We start from the raw sequence: 23,329 nt of genomic DNA on the forward strand, positions 1-23,329 counted from the left end.
CATTCTTCAGACCCCTGGCAACTGATAGCCGTCTCGCTCGAACAGGGCCAGACAAGCTTGAACCACCTGCGGATCAAGCTGCTTGCCCGACATCTGACGCAACTCATCCAATGCCTGCTTCAATCCCACCGCTGGACGAAAAGCCCGGTGCGAACTCATGGCCTCGACAATGTCACATACGCGCAATATGCGAGCCTCCAGCAAGATGGCATCCCCACTGAGTTGGCGCGGGTACCCCGAACCATCGAGATTTTCATGATGCTGGTAAACGATCTCGGCCAACGGCCAGGGGGTGCTGACGTCCTTGAGAATTTCATAGCCCATTTGAGGATGCAAACGCACCAAACCCAACTCGGCGTCGGTCAGCAGCCCTGGGCGACTGAGAATTTCAACAGGGATCTCGATCTGCCCGATGTCATGTATGAGGGCTGCCATCTCCAGCCCCTCGAGGCGCAGACCACTCAACCCCAGTTTCTGCCCCACGGCCACGGCCAAGGCAGCCACACGCCTTTGGTGAGTCGCGGCCCCAGGGTCACGATGCAACACAGCCGAAGCCAACGCGGCAATGGTCTGCCTGAAGGACTGCAACAGCGCTTGATTGCTCTGCTGCAAATCGAGCAAGGCTTGCGTGCGCGACGTGGTCAAGGCAATGGCCAACCACAGCAGCACGGCCACCACGAACTGCGCCAACCCGATCGCCACGAACAAATCTGAATCGACCGATAAGCCACGCGCTTGAGCGAGCCACAACAAGCCCATCACCGGTGCCAGCGCCCCCATCAACGACGACACCACCACGACCCACAAGGGCAAAGCCCCGTCGGTGCTTCTTACCTCCGCCCGCTGGTGCCAGACGAGACACATCCAAGTGCCGGCCCAAGCCAACACCACACCCAGTGAACCAGGCACCGCACCCACGCCCCCTGCTGCCAACCGAACGGCGCCCGCACACAAACCCACGGCCAGTCCGCTGCGCCACCCCAGGGTCAAGGTGGCGGCCACCACGATGCCAAAACGCGGATCCATGAGAACGCCAGGCATGACTTCGACCCCCATCGACAACGCCAGCAAAGTCAGGCCGCAATAGACCGCCGTCAGAATGACAGGACGAGACACGCGCTGGGGCAGACGCGAAAGATTGGCCTCCACAAAGAGGTAAACCATGAACACTGCCATGGTGTTGCCCACCAGATCAAACAGTTGATCCGAGATGCTTTGATGCACGTTCATGTGCCCACCTTGTCCAGATCGGTCATGTCAGCAAACAAGGCCTGAGCAGCATCCACCACATCCGGGTCCAGGCGAGTACCGCGCTCCTTGAGCAACACCTGCAGGGCAGCTTGCAGCCCCACGGCTGGACGGTAAGGCCGCGGCGCAGACATCGATTCCAGAATATCGGCCACAGCCAGGATGCGGGCCTCCAGCCTGATCTCATGCCCCTTCAGGCCAGCAGGATAACCAGAGCCATCCAGTCGCTCGTGGTGCTGCCCCGCGATCTCGACCAGAGGCCAAGGCCAATCAACCCCACTCAGAATGTCGATGGTGGCTTGCGCGTGCTGCCGTATGACGGCCATTTCTTCAGGGCGCAAGGGGGTGGGTTTGGTCAGCAAATCAATGGGGACTTGAATCTTGCCGATGTCATGAACAATGGCGGCCAAGTACAACACACGACAACGCTCCTCACCCAACCCCATGCGCCGCGCGATGCGCAAGGAAATGTCAGCGACTCGACGTTGGTGATCCACCGTGTAGGGGTCGCGGGCGGCGATCGCCCCCGACAAGGTTTCGATCATTTGCTCCAGAACCTGCTCCAGCCGGTGCGAAGACGCAGCCCGCTGAATGGCCTCATTCAAGTAAGACTGTCTGAGTGCATGATCGCTCAAGGCGGTCGCCAAGGTGTGGGCTACCTCCTCCAACAGGGCGATTTCAGCCGGGTCAAATGCCCGTGCGGCATGCCCGTAGACAACCAGCACCCCTTGCACCCGGGCTTGATGAACGAGAGGCACAGCCAACATCGACCCCAAGCCAGAGTCAACAGCATCGGCAGCCCAGGGAAAACGGGCGGCATCGGCTGTGATGTCGTGTAGGACTTGCGTTCTGGCCCGCCTGACCGCTTCGCCCACTGGGCCCATTCGATCTGGGCCGTCTGACCAGCAAAGGCTGAGTCTGTCGAGATGCCGACGAGGCGTCCCGGCCACGGCCCCCAAGGCCAACTGGTGCTGAGGGTCGTGACGAACCAGCCCCACCCATGCCAGCGGAAAGCCGCCATCACTGATCAGGCCCTCACAGACAGCCTGCAAGACATCGGACTCGGTTTGAGCCGATCGCTGACGCTGATGAATGTGGTGCAGCACATGCAGGGTACTTTCGAGGCGCTGATGCAGCGAATCATCGCCAGCGTCGGCGGCCGAGGCGCTCAAGATCAGCAAGCCCAGCCGATGCGCCGAGCCATCGAGATGACGCAACTCACTGGAGACAAAGCGCGCATGCAGTAGTTGGCGACGCGCTGACAGCAAGGTGGTCTCGGCAGCCTCACTGGGCGGCACCTCAGCCTCCCGGTGGATCTTTGCACAAGCTTGCAGCCAGACCTGACTGGCCGATGACAGCTCGGGCAAAACGGACACCCCTTTGCAGCCTTGCGGCAAGGCCAGCAAGGCACACCCTGCAGGGTTGGCATCAACCACCCGCAAATGCGTCAAATCGACCCAGATCAGGCCATCGGGGAGGCACTGCCAGGCGGTCGCGTCGGAATCAAAGTCTGCCCACATGATGAAAGGTACCTTATCACCAGAGCCCCCTGCCCACATCCGTTCTTACCGTAGTGTGAGATGACTTTCGCCAGATTCCGATCTGGAGCGGGAGATAATGCCGCTCTTGCGACGCGAGTCCCCCCCGGTCACCGATTTTTGCCCTACACCGACTGCCATGTCCGCACAAGAATTTGCCCCCGGCCTTGTCATCCAACGCTTCACCCCTCCGCTGGCTTTGGGCGACTTCAAAGCCATTGCATTCGACATGGACTCGACGCTGATCAGCATCGAGTGCATTGACGAGATCGCCGACGCCGTAGGCAAAAAGGCCGAAGTAGCCGCCATCACCGAAGCGGCCATGCGCGGTGAAATCACCGATTTCAAAGACAGTCTGCGCCGTCGTGTGGCCTTGCTCAAAGGGGTGCCCGCCGAGGCCCTGCAGGAGGTCTATGAGCAACGCCTCAAGATCAACCCCGGTGCGCCTGAGTTGATCAACGCAGCGAAGGCTGCAGGCTTGCAAACCTTGCTCGTGTCGGGCGGCTTTACCTTCTTTGCAGACCGTGTGAAATCCCGCCTGGGCATGCACGAGGCCCACTCCAACACCTTGGAAATCGAGGGCGGCTTGCTGACGGGACATGTCCTGGGTGACATCGTCGATGGCGAAGCCAAGAAGCAGCACTTGCTGACCCTGTGTGCGCGCATTGGCTGCGACCCCAAGCAATCGATCGCCGTGGGTGACGGCGCCAACGATCTGTTGATGATGGGGGTGTCGGGTCTGAGCGTGGCCTACCACGCCAAGCCCAAGGTGCGCGAACAAGCCATGATCGCGATCAACGAGGGTGGTTTGGACCGCGTACTCGAAGTCGTTCGTTAAAGCCCAGTAGACCATGCTGATCGAGTGGGGTCGCAAGCTGAGCCGGGCTGATGGCGATGAGTGGCCCGCAGCCGCATGGTCCTTTCTGTGCTTCTTCGCCTTGCTCGCCGCCTACTATGTACTGCGACCACTGCGCGACGAAATGGGCATCCAGTTGGGACCTGATGCGCTCAAGGAACTGTTTTCCGCGGTGTTCGTCAGCATGGTGGTGCTGGTTCCCATTTTTGGCTGGCTGACCAAACGGTTCGAACGTCGACAACTGCTGCCCTGGCTCTACACCTTCTTCGCCGCCAACCTGGTGGGCTTCAATGGCGTGTTACTCGTCGAGGGGCACCAGTCGCCCTGGGTGGCCAGGACGTTCTTCGTTTGGGTCAGCGTGTTCAATCTGTTTGCCATCTCCGTGTTCTGGAGTTTCATGGCGGACCTCTTCAGCACCAAACAGGCACAACGGCTTTATGGCTTCATCGCAGCGGGTGGCACAGCCGGTGCTCTGTGTGGGCCGGTGCTCACAGCTTCGCTGGTCAAACCCCTGGGGCCAAACGGATTGGCGCTCGTTTCAGCCGGCCTGCTGATGTTGTGTGTGGGGGCCATCTGGCGCCTGCGCCACTGGCATGCCACCCACCCTCGGCTCGACATTGAAGACAGCGCCCAACAGGCCGAGAACGATGAGGCCGCGTTCCAGGGCAGCTTGTTCAGCGGGGTGATCGATGTGGTTCGCTCCCCCTACTTACTGGGCATCTGTGGCTTCCTGTTTGCCTACGCTCTGCTGTCGTCCTTGCTGTACTTCCAGCAAGCCGAACTGGTTCCCAAACAGTTTCAAAACAGTGCTGACCGAACCCAGTTGCTGGCTGGCGTTGACTTATTGGTGAATGTGGTTACCTTGTTGATCCAGCTGGGGGCGTTTGCACCTTTGATTCGTTTGCTTGGCACGCGGGCGCTGCTCGTGGCCATGCCCATGGCATCGGTATTGGGGTTCACGGCCCTGGCGCTGTGGCCCACCATTGGCGTGCTGGTCGTGCTGGGGGTGGTTCGCCGTGCGGGTGAATACGCCATCAGCAAGCCAGCCAGGGAAACCTTGTTCAACGTGCTGCCACCCGTTCAGAAATACCGGGCCAAAAACGTGATTGACACTTTGGTGCACCGCACCGGCGACACCAGTTCGATCTGGCTGCTCAGCGGGCTGCGCAGCCTGGGTGTGCAATCACAGGCCCTGTTGTGGTTGGCCGTGCCCATCTGCGTGGCTTGGCTGCTCATTGCCTGGCTACTCGGTGGCAAGGCCGCCGCGATGCAAGATCAGCGTCACCTCCACCCCTGATTGGCTATCTGATCTGAGGCCAATGGTGACCGTGCCGCCATGGGCCCTCGCCACCAGTTGGGTCATGGTGAGGCCCAGGCCAATGCCTGCGGGCGTGGCCTCGCCACGCAAGGCCGCTTCCACCTCAGTCAACCGGGCTGGCGACATGCCCTCCCCGTTGTCTCGGACGTGTAGACGCGTCAACCCATCGTGCACATGGGCCACGATCTCAATGCGCGAGGCATGGTGTCGCACCGCGTTGTCCAGCAAATTCAACAAAGCCGCTGACAACAAGTCCGGGTCAGCGTCGATGGCTTGAGGCGCCTGAACCACCAACGTGGCGCCATTCAGCGGCAAGTTGCCCACCAGTTCCTCCAGATTCAGGCTTTGCCAGCGCATTTCGCCCCCCGCACGGAACAAGCTGATCAGGGCATTGACAACATTACGCAAGCGGGTCGCTGCCTCACGTGTTTGCTCCAGCCGACCTCGCACGGCGGGATCGCACTGGCGAATGGCCACAGCCAGTTGGGCATCCATGCCAGCCAGCGGGGTTCGCAGCGCATGGGCTGCATGGGCGGCAAACGCACGCTCATGCGCTACGTGGCTGGCCAGTCGGTCGCCCAGGCCTGAGATGGCGTTCACCATGGGCACCAGCTCCTGCCTAAGCGGACGAGGCAAGTCATGCGGTCGCATGATGGGGTCGTAGTGGCCCACGGCGTCAGACAGGTCTTGCAAAGGACGCAACTCGGTGCGCAGATGCCGATTCAACCAGAACACCAGCGCCGCCCCCACCACCAGCAACACGCCCATGGCACTACCCAGAATCTGCCATTGGGTTTGTTGTCGGTGCGCTTCCCGCTGAGCCACATGCAAAACCCCTCGGTCTTGATGCAGCGGCATGGAGTAGATCCGCCAGTCGGGCCTTTCACTGAAGCCCAGGGTGAGCGCCTCGCTCATGGGCTGGGTTGGCGCCTGGTGTGAGCGCAAGGCAAGTTGCCCCTTCGCATCCACCAACTGCCACACCACCCCTTCACGGTGAGGCGGCGCAGGCAAGATGCCCTCGACCACCGCCAGCCCTTCGGGGTTCACATCGATCAAGCCATAGAGAATTTCGGCAGACTCCTGCAAACCGTCGTCCAGCAAGGCGTCGACCGCACGGTGCAAAACGGCGCCCATGATCAACAAAAGGGCCACGCCGCAGGCTGCCGCCATGAGCAAAACCTGGCGGGAAATTCGTCCGCGAATCGAAGGCAAGGTCGTCATATCGGAATCCGGTACCCCAAACCGCGAACGGTGTCGATCAAGTCACGCCCCAGCTTCCTGCGCAAACTGGCAATGTGCACTTCCAGCGCGTTGCTCGAGACATCGCTGTCAAAGCCCAGGCTCAAACCCTCGAGTTCGGTCTTGGGCACGATACGGCCAGCCCGGCTGGCCAAGGCTTCAAGCACGCTCCACTCTCGTGCGGTCAACTCGACTGCACGCCGAACCTGAGCATCGACCAGCCAAACCGTTCGGCTGATCAGGTCCACCTCGACAGGCCCGAACGCGCGACGCCCAGTCGGGGCGCCAACCGAACGCCGCCAGACCGCATTCAGGCGTGCAACCAGCTCTTCGGGCGCGAAGGGTTTGACCAGGTAATCGTCTGCGCCGGCCTCAAGGCCACCGAGCCTGTCGGCCAGCATGTCACGCGCGGTGAGCATCAAGATGGGAATGGCATCGCCCTGACGCCGCAGGTTCGCCACCCAGTCACGCCCAGAGCCATCCGGCAACTGCCAGTCCACCAGCAAGGCATCGTACGGTTCTGAACGCATGGTGCGCGCGGCATCCAGCCGCTGAACCCAGTCCACCTGGTGCCCTTCGGCCAACAGAAAATCTCGCAGCCCCTCGCCAAGAATGGCGTCGTCTTCGAGCAGCAACAAACGCATCGATATCGTCTCCCCAAGCTGTTGACCCGTCCAGTCGGCAAGCAGAACATTACCCCGCCAAGCTGAAGCCAGGCTGAGCTTAAGCTGGTCTTCAGCTTACCCACTCATACTGCCAGTCATGAAAAACGACCGCATTGTTCTCTCCGCCTGCATGGCTCTGGCTATGACTTGGGTCACCTCCGCTTCGGCTGTCGAGCCCATCAAGCTTTCAGCACAACAGGTTCAGAAACTGGGCATTCAAACCAGCCCCGCTCAATCAGCCTCTGAAGTGACCCTGAGTTTTCCGGCCCAGGTCATGTTGCCCGCCGACCGGCAATGGCTGATTTCAGCCCCAGCCGCCGGCTTGGTGCAAAGTTTGTCCGTGCGCGAAGGCGATGCGGTCAAACAGGGCCAGACGCTGGTTCGTCTCCACAGCGTGCAGGCCCAAAGCCTTCAGTTGGACTGGCAAGCGGCCAAGAGCCAGGCTGACTGGGCTCGCTCGCAGCTGCAGCGCGACCAAGCCCTGTTCCAGGAAGGACTGATCACCCAATCCCGGCTGGAAAGCACCCAGACCCAAGCCGCCCAAGCCTCTGCCACTGAAGCGCAAAAGCGTCAGGCCTGGCAGGACGCCGCCGGATCCGCTGGCACCAAGGCCGGAGCCCTGGCCATTACCAGCCCGGCACGTGGGCATGTGCTCGAACAGATTGCCACCTTAGGGCAGCGCGTCGAAGCCATGGCCCCGCTCTACCGAATCGGTCAACTCGACCCCATCTGGGTTGACATTCAGGTCCCCGTCGCACAGGCCAACCGCATTCGGACGGGCGACAAAGTCAGCGCCTCGCTGCCTCAGAGTCAGGAGATGCTCACCGGACGCATCACCGGGCAAGGTGCCACCGTGCATGCCGCATCGCAAACGGTTCGCCTGTACGCCCAGATCGCCAACCCCGACCTGCGCCTGAAGCCCGGCCAGCTCACCCAGGTCCAACTGGCTCAACATGGCGTGGCCGAAGCGGTTCGTGTGCCAAGCCAGTCGGTGCTCACACAGGGGCGCACCAGTCAGGTCTTCGTTCAAAAGGCGCCAGGGCAATATGAATTGGTGCAGGTGCAGGTGCAATCGACCGCCGGGCCGCACAGCACGGTCACGGGCTTGCCATCGGGCGCGCTGGTGGTGATCAAGGGCACATCGGCCCTCCAATCGCTCCTGAGCGAGTAAGGCAGACAGCCACCATGTTCAACCGATTGATCGAATTTTCGCTGCGCCAGCGGGCGCTGATCCTGCTCCTTACCGCCATTCTGTGCGGGCTGGGCTTGATGGCCTGGCAGCGCCTGCCGATTGATGCATTCCCCGACGTGTCGGGCACCCAGGTCAAGCTGATCATCAAGGCACCAGGTTTGACGCCGGAAGAGGTCGAATCCCGAATCACCGTCCCGATCGAACAAGAGCTGCTGGGCATTCCGCTGCAAAAGATGCTGCGTTCAACGTCGAAATACGCTCTGGCCGACATCACCCTGGATTTTGAAGACCGCACCGATGTGTACTGGGCCCGTCAACAGGTCAGCGAACGCCTGGCCGGTGTGATGGCCAGCCTGCCGGCCAATGCGAGTGGCGGCCTTGCCCCCATCACCACGCCATTGGGTGAGATGTACATGTTCACCATCGAGGGTCCACAAAGCCTGGAAGAGCGGCGCCGTGTCCTCGACTGGGTGATTCGCCCTGCGCTGCGTTCCTTGCCTGGGGTGGCCGACGTGAACAGCCTGGGCGGCCGTGTCCGCACCTTCGAAGTGGCCCCTGACCCACTGGCCCTGCAGGCCCGGGGAATCAGCTTGGCTCAATTGGAGGAAGCCATCACCCGCGCCAACCACAATGACGGTGCAGGCCGCCTCAACAGCGGCGAAGAAGCGCTGATCGTGCGGGCCGAAGGCGCCATCCAGAATCTGGATGACTTGAGCCAGACCGTGGTCAGCAAAGCCGACGGGCGTGTGACCCGCGTGGCAGACGTGGCCCAGGTACGCCACGGCGAACTGACCCGATATGGTTCGGTCACCCGCGATGGACAGGGTGAAACGGTCGAGGGTCTGGTACTGGGCTTGCGCGGCGCCAATGCACGCGATCTGGTGCACGCCGTACAAGCCAAGCTGGACGAACTGCAAGCCACCCTGCCGGAGGGCATGCGCATCGAGTCCTTCTACAGCCGCGGCAGCCTGGTCGACAAAGCCATCTACACCGTGGGCAAAGCCCTGTTGGAAGCCATTGTGCTGGTGGTCGCGTTGTTGCTGGTTTTCCTGGGCAACATCCGGGCCGCCACCGTGGTGGCTGTCATGCTGCCGCTGTCGGCCCTGGGAACCTTCCTGCTGATGAAGGCCTTCGGCTTGAGCGCCAACTTGATGAGCCTGGGCGGCCTGGCCATCGCCATTGGCATGCTGGTCGACGGCGCCGTGGTGGTGGTGGAGAACATCGAAAGCCACCTGGCCAAACCCCATCACCCAGGGAGCCCTGGCAGCAATATGTTGAGTCTGGTGTTTCGCGCCAGCCAGGAAGTGGCCATGCCGGTGGTGTCCGGTATCGCCATCATTGTCATCGTGTTCCTGCCCCTGCTGAGCCTGGAAGGGCTGGAAGGCAAGTTGTTTGCCCCCGTCGCTTTGACGATTGTCTTTGCCCTGTCTGTCTCGCTGGTGCTGTCGCTGACCGTGGTACCGGTGCTGGCCTCCTGGTTGTTGAAGATGGGTCACCACCAGGAACCGTGGTTGATGCGCAAGCTGCAACATCACTATGAATGGCTGCTGGACAAAGCTTTGGCCCACCCTCGCTGGCTTTTCGGTGGGGCCACAGCAGCATTGATCATGGCGGGCCTGTTGTTCACCTTACTGGGCAAAACCTTCATGCCCACGCTGGATGAAGGCGACCTCATTCTGCAACTGGAAAAGCTGCCCTCGATCAACCTGAACAACACCACCGAGCTTGACCTCAAGGTGCAGCAGCACATCCGCGCCAAGGTTCCCGAGATCAAGCACGTGGTCGCACGCAGCGGCTCTGATGAACTGGGCCTGGACCCCATGGGCCTGAATCAAACCGACAGCTTCCTGACCCTCAAGCCCATGAACGAATGGCGCAACCCTGACAAGGAATGGCTGATCGGTGAACTACGCAAGGCCATGGAAGACTTCCCCGGCGTGGACATTGCCTTCACCCAACCCATTGACATGCGAGTCTCCGAAATGCTGACTGGCGTGCGAGGCGACGTGGCCATCAAGATCTATGGCACCAATCTGCAGCAACTCAATCAACTCGCCCAGCGTGCCGAGGCCATCATCAGCAAGGTTCCTGGCGCCACCGACACCTTGAGCCTGCGCAACGATGGCGTGCGCTACCTGCAAATCGGCATTGATCGTCTGGCCGCCGGGCAACTGGGCCTGAACGCACAAGACATCCAGTCTGACCTGCGCAAATGGGTGGAAGGCCAAACCGTCGGCGTCATTCACGAAGAAGGCCGCCGCACACCCCTGGTGATTCGCGGCGACGACAGCCTGCGTGACGACCCCTCCGCATTCAAGGCCTTGCGTGTGACCTCGGCTGACGGGCAGGCTGTGCCCCTGGAAAGCGTGGCTCGACTGGAACACGCCGACGGCCCAGTCAAGATTGACCGGGAACGGGCCCAGCGTTACGTGGTCATCCAGACCAATGTGCGGGGGCGTGACCTGGTCAGCTTCGTGGGAGACGCCAAAGCAGCGATTGCCAAGCAATTGCCCCTCCCCACCGGGTACAGCATCACCTGGGGTGGGCAGTTTGAAAACCAGCAGCGCGCTACACAGCGGCTGGCCGTGGTAATTCCGGTCGCCTTGCTGCTGATCTTCTTCCTGCTGTTTTCCACCTTTGGCTCGGTTCGTCAGGCCGTGCTGGTGATGTCCAACGTGCCATTGGCTCTCATTGGCGGCGTGGCGGCCCTGTACCTGTCGGGTCAGTATCTGTCGGTTCCCGCCTCGGTCGGCTTCATCGCGCTGTTGGGTATTGCTGTGCTCAATGGCGTGGTCATGGTCAGCTACTTCAATCAACTGGTGCTCACAGGCATGTCAGGTCTTGAAGCGGTTCGCGTCGGCGCTGCGCGCCGTCTGCGCCCGGTGCTGATGACCGCCGCCATCACGGCAGGCGGGCTGCTGCCACTGCTCTTTGCCACTGGCCCTGGCAGCGAAATCCAAAAGCCACTGGCTGTGGTGGTCATCGGCGGGCTGCTGACCTCGACCGTGCTGACCTTGCTGCTCTTGCCTCTGGCCTATGCCCGCTTCGGCGTCGAACCCACCCCAGCGGAGTCTGCCGCATGAAGAACACTCGCCCCCTTTTGATTCTGTCCTTGATGCCATGGGCGTGGGCGCCCGCTCACGCGGTCTCCGATCCCTGGCTGCCCCCCGATGCGGTGGTCATTCAAGCCGTGGCATCCAGCCCCACCTGGCAAGCACAGATCAGACAATCCCTGGCCGATGCGGCCCGAGCTGACCAACACGCCCACATCGAACAACCCTGGACGACCCTGGCCAGCTACGGACAACGCCGCAACCGCGCGCCGGCCATCGACCCGCAAGAAGCACGGACGCGCGAATGGTCTGTGGGCCTTGAAAAGCAAACCCGCTGGCCCGGCCAGACCCGGGCTGCAGAGCAATGGGCCCAGGAGGCCCAAGCCTTGAAAGATGCGCAAGCTCAACAAGCCTGGCAGCAACAACTGCAGGAGCTGCTCGATCTGCATCAGGCCTGGTTGACGGCTGCCCTGACCGAAAAGCACTGGCTCACACAGCGCGATCTGGCGCAACAGCAAGTCGACGCGATTCGCAAACGCCAGAAGATGGGCGACGCCACCCGGGTCGACTTGCTGCAAGTCGAAGCCGCATTGGCGCAGGCCCAGTCAAAACAATTGGAATCGGCAGAGTTGACTCGCCAGGCTGCACGCAAGCTGCAATCCAGATACCCGACATGGCCCTTGACCTTGCCTGCGGAAACATCGCTCCAGCCGCCCCAGTCGAACGCTCTGCCGGCTGCAGAAAGCATCGAACAGCTCAGCCTGTCTCACCCTGACGTGAAGGTGGCTCAAGCCCGCTTGCGACTCAGTCAGGCGCAGTTGAACGAGGCGCGCGCTCGCACGCAGCCGGCCCCCACTGTGGGAGTGAATTGGGCACATGACAACAGCGGTCGTGAACGCACCTGGACTGTCACCCTGTCCTTGCCACTGGGCAGCACCTACCAGCAGCTCGACCGACAGGCCCTGGCTTACGACAGCGAAGCAGCTGCCGCACAGTCTCAACAGGCCCAACGCGATGTCCAGACCTTGCTGCAAGCCCAGCACAGCGCCCTGCAGGTAGGCACGCAACAGTGGACGTTGGAATACCAGGCCACCACTCAACTACAAGCGGTGGTGCAATCGCTGAGCAAAGGCATGGCGCTGGGAGAAACCCCACTGAACGAGGTCCTCAATACCCAGCGTCTGGCCACCCAACAGAGCATTGAACTGATTCAGCGTTACTTTCAGCTCAAGGCCTTGGAGTGGCGCTGGTTGGCAGGCACCCAACAAGCCTGGATGCAGCCTTGAAAGGGCACACACGCAGCACCGAGGCCCGTTGATCAGCGCGATCAGTCTTCCACGCTGAAGCGATCAAACAGATCGTCGCACCAGGACTCCAGGTCGCCTTGCGACAGGGACAACACCTTCATCGCCGCCTCGCCGCCTTTGTTCCATTCATTGTGCTGGTTGAGTCCCTGGAAGCGTTGAATGATGTGCTCCACCACCAGACACAAGGCCACGAGATCAGCCACAACCTCGGGCTGCGATTGAGAAAGCAGCTCGTAATCGTGATGCAAGCGAATCGCCAGCGTGGCCGTTTGCGAAATGCCCCATGAGCGGGCCAACAAGGCCCCCACGATGGCGTGATCGGTCTGATGCCGCTGCTGCTCAATCGCCGTGAAACAGTGTTCGCTGCGGTTGGCCTCGGCCAAGGTATCGAGATATGAAGGCTGCGTGAATCGCTTGACCAGCAGCGGAATACCGACGTCGGCGAACAGCCCCACCGTCTGAGCCAATGCTGGCGGCAACCCCACGCGAGGGGCGAGCGCCCACATGGCCTGACTGCGTTTCGATGACACATCCCAGAAACGGCACAAAGCCGGGCCTTCTGCCGGCAAGGCATTGCGCAGGGCAATTTCAGTCAGCAGTTGCTCGCATCGGGCTGCGCCCAGCAACATGAATGCCTGCTGAATGGTTTCTGCTCGGCGAGACAAACCCATCCAGGGAGAATTGGCCACCTTCAGCAACGCGCCCGACATCGCGACGTCCGAGGCCACAATCTGTGCCAGCACATGCATGCGCGGCTCATCGCGACGCAACTCGGCTTGCACATCGACCAAGGCACTGGGACGCGCAGGCACTCCCAGATCCTTGATCAGCCCCCGAACTTCAGGCGCATCAATGGCCTTGGAAACGGCTTCAAGATTGAGCATGTTGGACCCCTGACTTTGTTAGACAAGGACGAATTCGTCCAACCGACTCAGAACCTGAGGGGCATTCGCGCGAATGCCCTCAGATTGACCGATTTCCCAAATCCAATCAGATCAAAGGCGTGGGCGAGACGACAATACCGTCTTCGTCGGCGTACAAATAGTCGCCCGGGCGCACCCAAACACCTTGAATTTGCACGGCGATGTCTTTCTGACCTTCGTTGCGTTTTTCGGTCGGCAAAGGCATGGATGCCAATGCTCGGATGCCCACATCGCACTCGGCCAGTTCAGCCACGTCGCGCACGCATCCATCTACGATCACACCGGCCCAGCCATTTTTGGCCGCAGCCTTGCCCAGATTGCCGCCGACCAACGCACGGCGCAACGAGGCGCCCCCATCAACCACCAGCACGCGGCCCAGCCCGGGGGAGTCCACCGCAGCCTTGACCAGGGTGTTGTCTTCAAAGCATTTGACCGTGCTGACCTGACCGGAAAACTTCACCCGTTTTCCAAAATCACGGAATACCGGAGGCAATACTCGAAATGCCCCGTCGGTGTCATTCTTATGTACGTCGCAAAAATCGCACGTTGCGAAGTTTTCGGACATGGCGATCCTTTCCAGATAACTTGCAAAAGGCTGAGCATAACTCGCCCCGACTCGCCCAATTGAGGTCTTGTCACTGTCAAAATCAGTCCTGTAGGATCCCATATTCACTGCCGCAGCACACAGCTCTCATGAACCAGCCTCCCCGCACAGACAGTTCACACACGAAGTGGTCGGTCAACTGGCCCGTCGGCGTGTTGCCCCTCGTCTGCCTGGCCTGGTGCGGTCCGGCATTGAGCCAGTCTCGAGCCGCAGTTCAAGCTGAACCCGAACCCGTGCGCGAGGCCCCCTTTCAGCCCTATCTGAATGTGGTGGAGTCATTTGTGCGGCAAACCAACATGCCTGACACCCTCAGTGCACGGGAAGCTGACCGCCAGACCCACGAATGGGTCACCCAGTTGTCGCCCGGCTTCAAAGTGCACTCGAAAGGCACGAACCAGGAAATCGAAGGCGGTGCGCGACTTGACATCGTCCGTTACGGCAAAGACAGCCGACCGAACCAGACCATCCCAATTGGCGCGCTGCAGTCCACCACCGAATGGCCGGACTCCGGCCTGGGCCTCAAAGCCGGCTGGGCGGCTCAACGTGAAGCCTCCAGCACAGCGTCCGGTGGAGACCCCAACGACGGCTACTCGACCATGACCTGGCGTGTGGCGCCGTTCTTCGAGAAAGATCTCAGTGCCGACACCACCCTCAACGCCCAGGTGGTCAAGAGCCTGACGGACTACCGTGGCCTGAGCGAGACCACACCTCAGCGCGACGACAAGCAGGAGACCACCGCCACGGCGTCGTGGACCACGCGCCCCAGCCCACTGGGCTATCAGATCAGCTTCACCCACAACCGGCAATCGCCCTGGGGACAGGCCACGAACTCGGCATACCTCCTCAGCGAATCGATTACCCGCTTGCGCGGCACCTGGGCCCCGGTTCCTGAATGGCAAATCGGCCCCATCGTCGGGTCTGAATCCACCCGCTTGAAGACCAGCGCAAATAGCGGTGACGATCGCAAGTACAGCGGCGCCTTCACGGGCTGGCATGCTCGCTGGAGCCCGGAGGAGCGAGCCCAACTCAGCGTCGAATCGGAAAACCGCAAGCTGGGCCATTCATGGCAGGCCAACGCTTTGTATCGTCTGGCCTGGACCGACATGAGCGCCCGCTGGTGCCGTGTCGTGACTGCCTACGGTAGTTCGGCCTGCGCCTTGGGCGCCAACGGCAATCTGGACCTGCGCAGCCTCAATGAAATGGGCACCATCGCGACCACTTTGGGTGCCCACACCCGGGAAGACGCTTCCGGCATGCTGACCCTGAAGGGTCGCCGAGACACCCTCACCTTTGAAGCGGGCCGCGCCGACATCACCCCGCTGGAAGGACAAAACACGACCGCGCTCAGCGAACGGTCGCGCAAGTACTATTTCACCAGCGACTTCACCCACCGCCTGACCCGCACCACCCGTTTCACGGCCCGCCTGAACTGGACCCGCGCCCATTCCACATTGATGTCGGGGCTCAACCCTTCAGGAACCTACACATTCAGCCGAAGTTTCTCCTGGAACACGGCCATTTCCACCGATCTGTCAAGGCAGGCTGCAGCCACGTTGGGCTTGCGTCGCCTGATTGTTCATTCGACTGACCCTCTCAAGGGCGACAGCGGAGAACTGGCTGCGTTCGCAGGCCTTGGCTACCGGTTCTGACAGATCAGATGTACGAAACCTATTTCGGCTTCAGCAGCCCCCCGTTCCTGCTTAACCCAGACCCCAGCTTCTACTTCGACAGCAAGGGTCATAGCAGCGCACTGTCCTATTTGAAGTTCGGCCTGTATCAGGCCGAAGGCTTCATCGTGGTCACGGGCGACATTGGTGCGGGCAAGACCACGCTGGTTCGGACCCTGCTGAGTGACATCGACACCGAGAAAGTGGTTGCTGCGCAGTTGGTCAGCACGCAACTGGAAGCCGGCGACCTGTTGCGCTCAGCCATCACCGCGTTCGGCATCCCACTCAAGGGCAACACCAAGGCCGAGCTGATCGCGACCCTGGAAGCCTATCTGACGCTGCTGGCCACGCAGAAAAAGCGCGCCGTGCTGATCGTCGACGAGGCGCAAAACCTCAGCCGCGACGCCATTGAGGAATTGCGCATGCTGTCGAACTTCCAGTTCGGCAACCAGGCCCTGCTGCAGAGCTTCCTGATCGGTCAACCCGAATTGCGCGAGATGCTGCTGTCGCGCAGCCTGGAGCAATTGCGTCAGCGCGTGATCGCTTCCTATCACCTTGGCCCAATGGACAGGGACGAGACCCGTCGCTATGTCGAACACCGACTGACCAAAGTCGGTTGGACCGGCGAGCACCCTCGCTTTGACGACGACGCGTTCGACGAACTCTATCAATGGACCTCGGGCACACCGCGGCGCATCAACCTGCTGTGCAACCGCATTCTGCTGTCCACATTCCTGGCTGGTGGCGACGAAATCACGGCTGCGGCGGTGGCACGCATTGCCATGGAAATCCGGGCTGAAATCGGTGAAGTCTTGCCTGGCCCGGCGGCCACCCCGAGCGGTAGCGCCATGCCATCGACTCGTCCCATCTTCCAGGACCCGAACGAGTCCCGCCCCCTTGAAATTCCCACGCTGACTCACAGTGTCGAGCCAGCCTCCTTGCCCTATTTGGCTCCCGTGTTGTCCACGCCAGCGTACACCGTACAGCCCTCGGTCGACAGCCAGGGGGGGCACCCCTATTTCCTGCTGATCTCGGGCTCCATGTCGGGCATCTTGCGGGCAGCAGCGCTGCAGCGTGCCTTTGCAACCCGCGAGGGCGTGCCAGGGCTCAAGGTGTTGCACATTGACAGCCCAGGGCATTTTGAACTGACCGGTGATCTGGTCGAACACACTGGCTTGAAGGAGCCCGACTTCCGACTGCGCCTGCCTGGTGGAACCGCCATCAACCTGCTGGCGGATGGAATGCGACAACTCGAGCACCTGCTCAGTGAGTACCGCCCATTTGCCGTGGTGCTTCAGGCTGGAGACGATGTCGCCATGGCAGCAGCCCTGGTCGCCAAGCGCCTGGGCATCCGCATCGTTCACCTCGAAGCCGGCCTGCGCAGTTTCGACCGCAGCCGGCCCCAGGAAATCAACGCCATGATGTGCGACCACATGGCCGACCTGCTGCTGACGTCGGAATGGGTGGCACACGACAACCTGGCACGCGAAGGCATCCCGGCAGACCGAATTCAGTTTGTCGGCAATGTGTTGATGGACACCATCCGCAACATGTTGCCCCTGGCCTCCCCCCCCAAATACACCCTGCGGCAGTTCAACCAAAACCCAGACCTGCTCAAAGGCGCGAATGGTTATGGGCTGATTTATCTGGAGGGCCGTGGTGTGGCGCAGCACCAGCAGCAACTCAACGAACTGGCCCACATCCTGAACAACATCAGCCGTGATCTGCCCCTGATCTGGGTCGGTTCAGAACGGCTGCGAGCCTTGATCAGTCACCCCGACCTGATCAAGGCGCAGGCGGATGGCCAGATCGTCATGCTGCCCACCATTCCCTATTTCAAAATGATCGGCCTGATTGGAACCGCTGCATGTGTGCTGACCGATTCCAGCACCTTGCAAGAGGAATCGACCATTTTGGGCGTGCCGTGCCTGACCCTGCACAATTTCACCGAACGCCGCATCACGGTCGAGCAGGGATCCAATATCGCAGTCGGTCGAAATGCCAGCCTCATTTCCCGAGCGGTGGCGGAAGTCATGCGGGGTGGCGGCAAAAAGGGGCGGCTCCCCAAATTCTGGGATGGTCTGTCAGCCAACCGCGTTGCGGAGCATTTAAGCGCTTGGGCCCGAAACCAGTATGGCCCCGCCGCGATACCCGCTGGGAAAACGGAATATCGCTGACGTTTTCTGCGCCTGAAATCGCACAACATCAGGGCCCCTGCGAATTCCAGCGGACCCGATTCCGTGAAATTTACACACATCGCCCCCCCAAGGTTAGGTTCCCCCCACAAACACAGGGTGTTACGAATTGAGTGCACCCCTGACAATTGGCCGATTACAAAAATTTACGGCTTGGTGACGACTTCACGGGTAATCACCCTCCCACTCCCCGAGTAGAGAGAGGCAAACATGCTCCGGCTTTTTCAGCATCACATCTCGCTGGCCACGCTGGCTGAGCTCCTGGCAGACAGCCTCACCAGCTTTCTGGCGGTCGTGCTCGGCACCCTGACACTGGTTCACCTGTCGGGTTCAGAAGACGTGGGTATGGCTTCGGCTCTGCGCTCGGGTCTCGGCTTTGCCTTGTTGATTCCACTGCACTGCGGTCTGGTCGGCGTCTACCGCGAAGGTTCGCAGCGTAAAACCGCCAAGGAGAAGCTCGGCCGTGCCGTGCTCGGTTGCCTGCTGGCAGCCCCCATTGCTTATCAACTGGCGGTCAAAACCGAGGTGGCAGGCGATCAGGCGCATCAATTGATGGGCTTCGTTGCAGCCTATCTGGTCATCGGTCTCATTCTGGTTCGCGGCTTGTTGCTGTCGGCCTGGCGCGGTGCACTGGTTCAACAACGTGTGCTGATCATTGGCACCGGCAGTGAAGCCCAATCGGTCGCATCTGACCTGCGTTCGCGTCGCCTGCGTAGCCACGCAGTGGTTGGGTTCTACCCAGCGGGTGATGTGAATGTGCCGACCGACGACAAGCGTTTCAACATCTTTCCGCGCGCTCTGGCTATTCAAGACATCGTGCAGCGACACGACGTCAACCAGATCATCGTGGCCGTGAAAGAGCAACGCGGCGGTAACGTGCCCATGGACCAACTGCTGTCGGCGCGCATTCAAGGCGTGCCAGTGATGGACCTGGCCGACTTTTACGAACAAACCACCGGCGAAGTGCCCATCGACAGCCTGAAGGCCAGTTGGTTGGTTTATGGCCGCGGTTTCGTGCAGCACCGCACCCGCATCGTTACCAAGCGTATTTTTGACATCGTCAGCTCGTCGATCCTCTTGCTGGTAGCCTCGCCTTTCATGGTGCTCACCGCACTGGCCATCAAGCTGGAAAGCCCTGGCCCCATCATTTACCGTCAGGAACGTGTCGGTCTGGGTGGTCGCTCCTTCATGTGCCTGAAGTTCCGCAGCATGCGCACCGACGCCGAAAAAGACGGTGTGGCGGTGTGGGCCACCAAGAATGACTCACGCATCACCCGTGTTGGCGCCTTCATTCGCAAGACCCGTCTGGACGAGTTGCCTCAGCTTGTCAGCGTGCTCAAGGGTGAAATGAGCATGGTCGGCCCTCGCCCTGAGCGCCCCACGTTTGTGGCGCAACTCAAGGAACAGATCCCGTATTACGACATCCGTCACAGCGTCAAACCCGGCGTGACTGGCTGGGCCCAGGTTCGCTACGCCTACGGCGCCTCGGTGGAGGACGCGTTGCACAAGCATCAGTACGACCTGTACTACGTGAAGAACAACTCACTGTTCCTCGACCTGCTGATTCTGTTTGAAACCGTGAGCGTGGTGTTGTTCCGCGAAGGCGCACACTGATTCCACCGCTCCTGCTTGCCCTGCAAGCCAAAAAAAGCGCACCCCAGCCGGTGCGCTTTTTTCTTGGGCGTGCCCGGATCGCAAAGATGCGGGACAATACCGGGTTTTTCCCGTACGGTTCTTTTCCAAGCTGCCACCCTGTCCGTGACCTCGTCAACCGACCTGAGCACCGCAAACCCATCCTCGCTTTGGCGTAAAAGGCTGAAGCTGGTTGCGGCGTGGGCATTTGGTCTGGCGTTGCTGGGCTATCTGCTGCACAAAACACCGCTGGATCAGGTCGTCGCGGCGTTCCACCAGCCCTCAGCCTGGGTCTGGCTGCTGACCCTCGGCGGCCTGTTGACCAGCTATGGGCTGCGCGCCGCACGCTTGCAGGTCGTCATGGATCTTGACGCGGCAGACAGCGCACCTGTCGGCGCAGCACGGCAAGCCCCACGTCGTTGGTTGGGCCTGCGCACCGATGCCCTGCGGGTCATCCTGATGCACAACGCAGCCGTGAACCTGCTGCCCATGCGCGCAGGTGAACTGAGCTTTCCTTGGCTCGCCTCTCGCGAACTGGGCATGCCAGTGAGCCGAGCCATAGCCTGTCTACTGTGGATGCGGATGCAGGATCTTGCCGTCCTGCTGCTGCTGGGCCTGCTGGTCTGGCCCGGCCTGGACTGGACCTGGCGCGTTGTGGGCATGCTGGTGGCGCTGGCGGGTTGGTTTGCCGTGCAATGGGCTCTGCCTCGTATCCCCGACCACCCCAAGCTGCACAGCGGTCTGGTCAAAGTCAAGGCAGCCCTGACTGAATCGTCTCACCATCGCCCCCTGGCGTGGGCGCTGACCGCAGCCAACTGGTGCCTCAAACTCAGCGCGGGCGCTTTTTTACTGTCGGCCATCACCCACGCCTCGTGGACAGATTGCTGGGCGGGCGCCCTGGGGGGTGAGTTGGCCGCCATCGTGCCCCTGCAGGGCCCGGCCGGCTTTGGTACTTACGAAGCGGGCGTCTGGGCAGGTATGGCCTCTCATTTGCCCGCCGGCTCTGCGCCACTGGCTCACGCAGTCAGCGCCGCGCTGGCCTTGCATCTCTGTTTCCTGATCTGCGCCGTTCTGGCGGGGTTGGGTGCCTCGGTTCTGGGTGGCGCAGCACGCCCCCGGGTCACGGCATCGTCGAATTGAAGTCTTGAAAGTGATCGCATGAACAACATTCCGGCCCATCGTCTTTCCATCGTGGTCCCGATGTACAACGAGGTCGACAACGTCGAACCCTTCGTGACGGCCGTGCACCAGGCACTCGACAAGTACCCCCACCCGTGGGAGTTGATCATCGTCAACGACGGCAGTCGCGACGGCACGCAACAGGCGCTTGACGAGCAAGCCCGCCTGCGCGGCCCTCACGTGCGCCCCATCCACCTGTGGCGCAACTTCCGTCAGACCGCGGCCATGCAGGCGGGCATTGATGCCTCTCGTGGCGACGTGATCGTGACGCTGGACGGCGACCTTCAAAACGACCCCATCGACATTCCCAAGTTGGTCGAGAAGTTGCTCAAGGAAGACCTCGACCTGGTGGCCGGTTGGCGCCAGAACCGCCAGGACGGCGTGTTCCTGCGCAAGATTCCGTCGAAGATTGCCAACCGACTGATCCGCAAGATCACCCAACTGGAATTCCAGGATCTGGGCTGCAGCCTCAAGGCCTACCGTGCCAGCGTGCTCAAGCGCGTGAGCCTGTACGGTGAAATGCACCGATTCATTCCGGCCTGGATGGCCACCGTGACCTCGCCGGCCCGCATGTCAGAAGTGGCTGTGAGCCACCACGCCCGCACCCGTGGTGAATCGAAATATGGCATCTCGCGCACCCTGCGCGTGGTGCTCGACCTGCTGGCCGTCAACTTCTTCTTGCGCTTTGCGGGTCGCCCGGGTCACTTCTTTGGTGGCGTGGGCCTGGGTGTGGGCCTGGTCGGTGGCCTGATCCTGAGCTACCTGGCGGCCTTGAAGATCATGGGCGAAAACATTGGCGGACGCCCGCTGCTGTGGCTGGGCTTCTTCTGTGTGCTCGGTGGCCTGCAGTTCCTGACCACTGGGGTGCTCGCCGAACTGCTGATCCGCATCTATTACGACCGCGGAGAAATTGCGCCGTATCACACCAGCACCAAGCCAGCGCTGGCCGAAGGCGAAGCCTGGCATCAAACCCATTGATGCCACCTGCACAGGAACCCGAGCATGAATCAGGCCCCTGCTTCCCCAGCCACGCGAAGTAAACCCCGTTGGCCCCGCATCTGGGGCTCGCGCTTCATCCAGTTGCTGGCGTTTGTTGCGCTGGTCACGGTGTACCGCTTCCTGGTGGTCCACATCAGCGGCATCTCGCTGTTTTTTGACGAGGCCCAGTACTGGGACTGGTCGCGCCACCTGGATTGGGGCTACTACTCCAAGCCACCGTTCGTCGCAGGACTGATCTGGCTAAGCACCCAGTTGTTCGGCTCGGGCGTACTGGGCGTGAAAGCGCTGGGCATGCTGACCTACCCCGCCACGGCGCTGGCCATGGTGGGATTTGCTCGCGCCCTGTGGCCCACATCAGGTGGTGTGCGCACCGGGATCGTGGCAGGTGCGCTGTACATGACCCTGCCCATGGTGGGCCTGATGGGGCTGGTGGTCAGCACCGATGGCCCCTTGATCCTGTGCTGGACCCTGGCTTCGTGGTCGCTGTGGCGCGCACAATTGACCAACCGCATGAGCCTGTGGGCCCTGTGCGGCCTGATTTGCGGCGTCGGCATCATGGACAAGTACACCATGGCCGCCTTCGCGCTGACTGCCATCTGGACTCTGTGGGGCGTGCATGGCCCCCAACGCGGGCTGTTCCGCAAGGGCCCTTGGGTCACGATCGCGGTGGCCGCCTTGGTCGTGTCACCCAACATCTGGTGGAACGTGCAGAACCACTTCCCCACGTTTGAACACACCGCCCAGCTCACAGCGCAAAGTGGGCGCTCGGGTGGCATCGTCCCCACGATCGTGTTCCTGCTCGGTCAAGTCTTGATGCTCGGCCCGGTCGCCGTGTGGGCCGGCTATTGGCTTTACAAGCGCCCCTACCAGCAAGAGGCTGACACCGTGCCGGCCAGTCAGTGGGCCGCATCCAGCCAGATGCTGCCGCGCGGTCAATTTGCCGCAGGCCCCGATGGCCGCCCCATGGCAAAGAGCTCGGCTTACTACTTCGCCTCGGTGTCGTCCTACCGCTTCCTGTGGGCCACCAGCTTGCCTTTGCTGCTGATCGCCATCGTTCAGGCTCTGCATGCCGATGCCCACGTCAACTGGGCTGCGCCTTCCATGGTGGGTCTGACCTTGTTGATTGCCTCGCGACTGAGCCCACCTCTGGTGCCGCTGGCCACCCCCAAGCCCAACCGCTGGCTGGTCATCGTGCTGGCCAGCAACTTGCTGCTGACGGGTGTGGTGGTGCACCTGCATGATCTGGCTGGCGGCCACCTGCCCAACCGTTGGGACGTGATGGTGCGCATGCGTGGCTGGCATGAAGCTTTCGCTGACTTGGCCCCCGTGCTCGACGAGCCCACCGTCAAGGGTCTGCCCGTCATGTCGGACCAGCGCCTGCTGCTGACCGAGGCCCTGTACGAATGGCGCGACCGTGGCATTCAGCCCTACGCATGGAACCCCGGTCGCACTCGCCAAGATCACTATCAGTTCCGCTACAGCTTCCCTGACAAGATCGGGCAAGACGTCATTTTGCTGACCGACACGGACAAGCCCAACGCCATTGCTCGTCGCTTTGGCAACGTGCGACTCATGAAGTCAACCAAGGTCATGGTGGCCCCAGATCGCGCCATTGAACTGCATGTGTTCCTGCTGCGTGGTTTCCTTGGCTACAGCCAGCAAAGCTACGACACCCAGTCGGGCACCTTGTCCACCCCTTCACAGGACGACTGAC

At 61.3% G+C, this 23,329-nt stretch carries 17 protein-coding genes; 11 read left to right on the forward strand and 6 right to left on the reverse strand.

From position 1 onward, the window contains the following. Positions 1–6: 6 nt before the first annotated feature. Together VFW72_RS15485 and VFW72_RS15490 are read right to left on the reverse strand one after the other, a co-directional pair. Positions 7–1,230: an HD domain-containing phosphohydrolase gene (locus VFW72_RS15485; RefSeq protein ID WP_329675191.1), complete on the reverse strand. Its 1,224-nt coding sequence runs from the start codon at positions 1,228–1,230 to the stop codon at positions 7–9. Next, entirely contained in the window at positions 1,227–2,768 is a 1,542-nt protein-coding gene (locus tag VFW72_RS15490; protein WP_329675192.1) for an HD-GYP domain-containing protein, read from the reverse strand. Before VFW72_RS15490 ends, VFW72_RS15485 begins: the two co-directional genes overlap by 4 nt. A gap of 157 nt (positions 2,769–2,925) precedes the next feature. Here VFW72_RS15490 and serB point away from each other — a divergent pair, with 157 nt between their 5' ends. Next, the gene (gene serB / locus VFW72_RS15495) at positions 2,926–3,624 is read left to right on the forward strand and encodes a phosphoserine phosphatase SerB (protein ID WP_329675193.1); all 699 of its coding nucleotides are present in this window, start codon (positions 2,926–2,928) and stop codon (positions 3,622–3,624) included. Positions 3,625–3,637: 13 nt separating this feature from the next. Next, positions 3,638–4,939: an NTP/NDP exchange transporter gene (locus VFW72_RS15500; protein WP_329675194.1), complete on the forward strand. Its 1,302-nt coding sequence runs from the start codon at positions 3,638–3,640 to the stop codon at positions 4,937–4,939. Here VFW72_RS15500 and VFW72_RS15505 read toward each other — a convergent pair. Both VFW72_RS15505 and VFW72_RS15510 read right to left on the reverse strand, forming a co-directional pair. Beyond that, positions 4,886–6,181: a HAMP domain-containing sensor histidine kinase gene (locus VFW72_RS15505; RefSeq protein ID WP_329675195.1), complete on the reverse strand. Its 1,296-nt coding sequence runs from the start codon at positions 6,179–6,181 to the stop codon at positions 4,886–4,888. The two genes, VFW72_RS15500 and VFW72_RS15505, sit on opposite strands and share 54 nt — an antisense overlap. Next, positions 6,178–6,843: a response regulator transcription factor gene (locus VFW72_RS15510; RefSeq protein ID WP_329675196.1), complete on the reverse strand. Its 666-nt coding sequence runs from the start codon at positions 6,841–6,843 to the stop codon at positions 6,178–6,180. Before VFW72_RS15510 ends, VFW72_RS15505 begins: the two co-directional genes overlap by 4 nt. 163 nt (positions 6,844–7,006) lie before the next feature. Between VFW72_RS15510 and VFW72_RS15515 the strand changes: the two genes are divergently transcribed. From VFW72_RS15515 to VFW72_RS15525, 3 genes are read left to right on the forward strand one after another with little or no spacing between them, the layout of a single operon-like run. Next, positions 7,007–8,035, forward strand: a complete 1,029-nt coding sequence (locus tag VFW72_RS15515) for an efflux RND transporter periplasmic adaptor subunit (RefSeq protein WP_329675197.1) — start codon at positions 7,007–7,009, stop codon at positions 8,033–8,035. 14 nt (positions 8,036–8,049) lie between these two features. Continuing rightward, positions 8,050–11,139, forward strand: coding sequence for a CusA/CzcA family heavy metal efflux RND transporter (locus tag VFW72_RS15520; RefSeq protein WP_329675198.1), 3,090 nt, complete (start codon positions 8,050–8,052; stop codon positions 11,137–11,139). Further along, positions 11,136–12,395, forward strand: coding sequence for a TolC family protein (locus VFW72_RS15525; RefSeq protein WP_329675199.1), 1,260 nt, complete (start codon positions 11,136–11,138; stop codon positions 12,393–12,395). The genes VFW72_RS15520 and VFW72_RS15525 overlap by 4 nt, the downstream gene beginning before the upstream one ends. Before the next feature lie 41 nt (positions 12,396–12,436). Here the strand turns inward: VFW72_RS15525 and VFW72_RS15530 are convergent, their stop codons facing one another. Then, positions 12,437–13,300 carry an HDOD domain-containing protein gene (locus tag VFW72_RS15530; protein ID WP_329675200.1) on the reverse strand — a complete coding sequence of 288 codons (864 nt, stop codon included), beginning with the start codon at positions 13,298–13,300 and terminating at the stop codon, positions 12,437–12,439. A gap of 106 nt (positions 13,301–13,406) precedes the next feature. Then, positions 13,407–13,904: a ribonuclease E activity regulator RraA gene (gene rraA, locus VFW72_RS15535; protein ID WP_329675266.1), complete on the reverse strand. Its 498-nt coding sequence runs from the start codon at positions 13,902–13,904 to the stop codon at positions 13,407–13,409. A gap of 128 nt (positions 13,905–14,032) precedes the next feature. Between rraA and VFW72_RS15540 the strand changes: the two genes are divergently transcribed. The 6 genes from VFW72_RS15540 (at position 14,033) to VFW72_RS15565 (ending at position 23,328) form a co-directional block, all read left to right on the forward strand. Next, positions 14,033–15,592 (forward strand): hypothetical protein, encoded by a 1,560-nt coding sequence (locus tag VFW72_RS15540; protein ID WP_329675201.1) that lies wholly within the window; start codon positions 14,033–14,035, stop codon positions 15,590–15,592. Positions 15,593–15,600: 8 nt separating this feature from the next. Further along, the gene (locus VFW72_RS15545; RefSeq protein ID WP_329675202.1) at positions 15,601–17,787 is read left to right on the forward strand and encodes an XrtA/PEP-CTERM system-associated ATPase; all 2,187 of its coding nucleotides are present in this window, start codon (positions 15,601–15,603) and stop codon (positions 17,785–17,787) included. A gap of 228 nt (positions 17,788–18,015) precedes the next feature. After that, positions 18,016–19,419, forward strand: coding sequence for a TIGR03013 family XrtA/PEP-CTERM system glycosyltransferase (locus VFW72_RS15550; RefSeq protein WP_329675203.1), 1,404 nt, complete (start codon positions 18,016–18,018; stop codon positions 19,417–19,419). Between the two features lie 144 nt (positions 19,420–19,563). Continuing rightward, on the forward strand, positions 19,564–20,577 hold the full coding sequence (locus tag VFW72_RS15555; protein WP_329675204.1) for a lysylphosphatidylglycerol synthase domain-containing protein: 1,014 nt from the start codon (positions 19,564–19,566) through the stop codon (positions 20,575–20,577). A gap of 18 nt (positions 20,578–20,595) precedes the next feature. Continuing rightward, complete coding sequence (locus VFW72_RS15560) at positions 20,596–21,594, forward strand: glycosyltransferase family 2 protein (RefSeq protein ID WP_329675205.1); 999 nt, start codon at positions 20,596–20,598, stop codon at positions 21,592–21,594. A 24-nt stretch (positions 21,595–21,618) separates the two neighbouring features. Then, positions 21,619–23,328 (forward strand): ArnT family glycosyltransferase, encoded by a 1,710-nt coding sequence (locus tag VFW72_RS15565; RefSeq protein WP_329675206.1) that lies wholly within the window; start codon positions 21,619–21,621, stop codon positions 23,326–23,328. Position 23,329: the final 1 nt, after the last annotated feature.

The organism is Aquabacterium sp., assembly GCF_036273115.1.
GTDB lineage: Bacteria > Pseudomonadota > Gammaproteobacteria > Burkholderiales > Burkholderiaceae_C > Aquabacterium.

What these genes read in the sequence shown, in the direction of transcription:
- VFW72_RS15485 (WP_329675191.1), bottom strand. Translation starts at nt 1,230, where the DNA reads ATGAACGTGCATCAAAGCATCTCGGATCAACTGTTTGATCTGGTGGGC.
- VFW72_RS15490 (WP_329675192.1), bottom strand. Translation starts at nt 2,768, where the DNA reads ATGTGGGCAGACTTTGATTCCGACGCGACCGCCTGGCAGTGCCTCCCC.
- serB (WP_329675193.1), top strand. Translation starts at nt 2,926, where the DNA reads ATGTCCGCACAAGAATTTGCCCCCGGCCTTGTCATCCAACGCTTCACC.
- VFW72_RS15500 (WP_329675194.1), top strand. Translation starts at nt 3,638, where the DNA reads ATGCTGATCGAGTGGGGTCGCAAGCTGAGCCGGGCTGATGGCGATGAG.
- VFW72_RS15505 (WP_329675195.1), bottom strand. Translation starts at nt 6,181, where the DNA reads ATGACGACCTTGCCTTCGATTCGCGGACGAATTTCCCGCCAGGTTTTG.
- VFW72_RS15510 (WP_329675196.1), bottom strand. Translation starts at nt 6,843, where the DNA reads ATGCGTTTGTTGCTGCTCGAAGACGACGCCATTCTTGGCGAGGGGCTG.
- VFW72_RS15515 (WP_329675197.1), top strand. Translation starts at nt 7,007, where the DNA reads ATGACTTGGGTCACCTCCGCTTCGGCTGTCGAGCCCATCAAGCTTTCA.
- VFW72_RS15520 (WP_329675198.1), top strand. Translation starts at nt 8,050, where the DNA reads ATGTTCAACCGATTGATCGAATTTTCGCTGCGCCAGCGGGCGCTGATC.
- VFW72_RS15525 (WP_329675199.1), top strand. Translation starts at nt 11,136, where the DNA reads ATGAAGAACACTCGCCCCCTTTTGATTCTGTCCTTGATGCCATGGGCG.
- VFW72_RS15530 (WP_329675200.1), bottom strand. Translation starts at nt 13,300, where the DNA reads ATGCTCAATCTTGAAGCCGTTTCCAAGGCCATTGATGCGCCTGAAGTT.
- rraA (WP_329675266.1), bottom strand. Translation starts at nt 13,904, where the DNA reads ATGTCCGAAAACTTCGCAACGTGCGATTTTTGCGACGTACATAAGAAT.
- VFW72_RS15540 (WP_329675201.1), top strand. Translation starts at nt 14,033, where the DNA reads ATGAACCAGCCTCCCCGCACAGACAGTTCACACACGAAGTGGTCGGTC.
- VFW72_RS15545 (WP_329675202.1), top strand. Translation starts at nt 15,601, where the DNA reads ATGTACGAAACCTATTTCGGCTTCAGCAGCCCCCCGTTCCTGCTTAAC.
- VFW72_RS15550 (WP_329675203.1), top strand. Translation starts at nt 18,016, where the DNA reads ATGCTCCGGCTTTTTCAGCATCACATCTCGCTGGCCACGCTGGCTGAG.
- VFW72_RS15560 (WP_329675205.1), top strand. Translation starts at nt 20,596, where the DNA reads ATGAACAACATTCCGGCCCATCGTCTTTCCATCGTGGTCCCGATGTAC.
- VFW72_RS15565 (WP_329675206.1), top strand. Translation starts at nt 21,619, where the DNA reads ATGAATCAGGCCCCTGCTTCCCCAGCCACGCGAAGTAAACCCCGTTGG.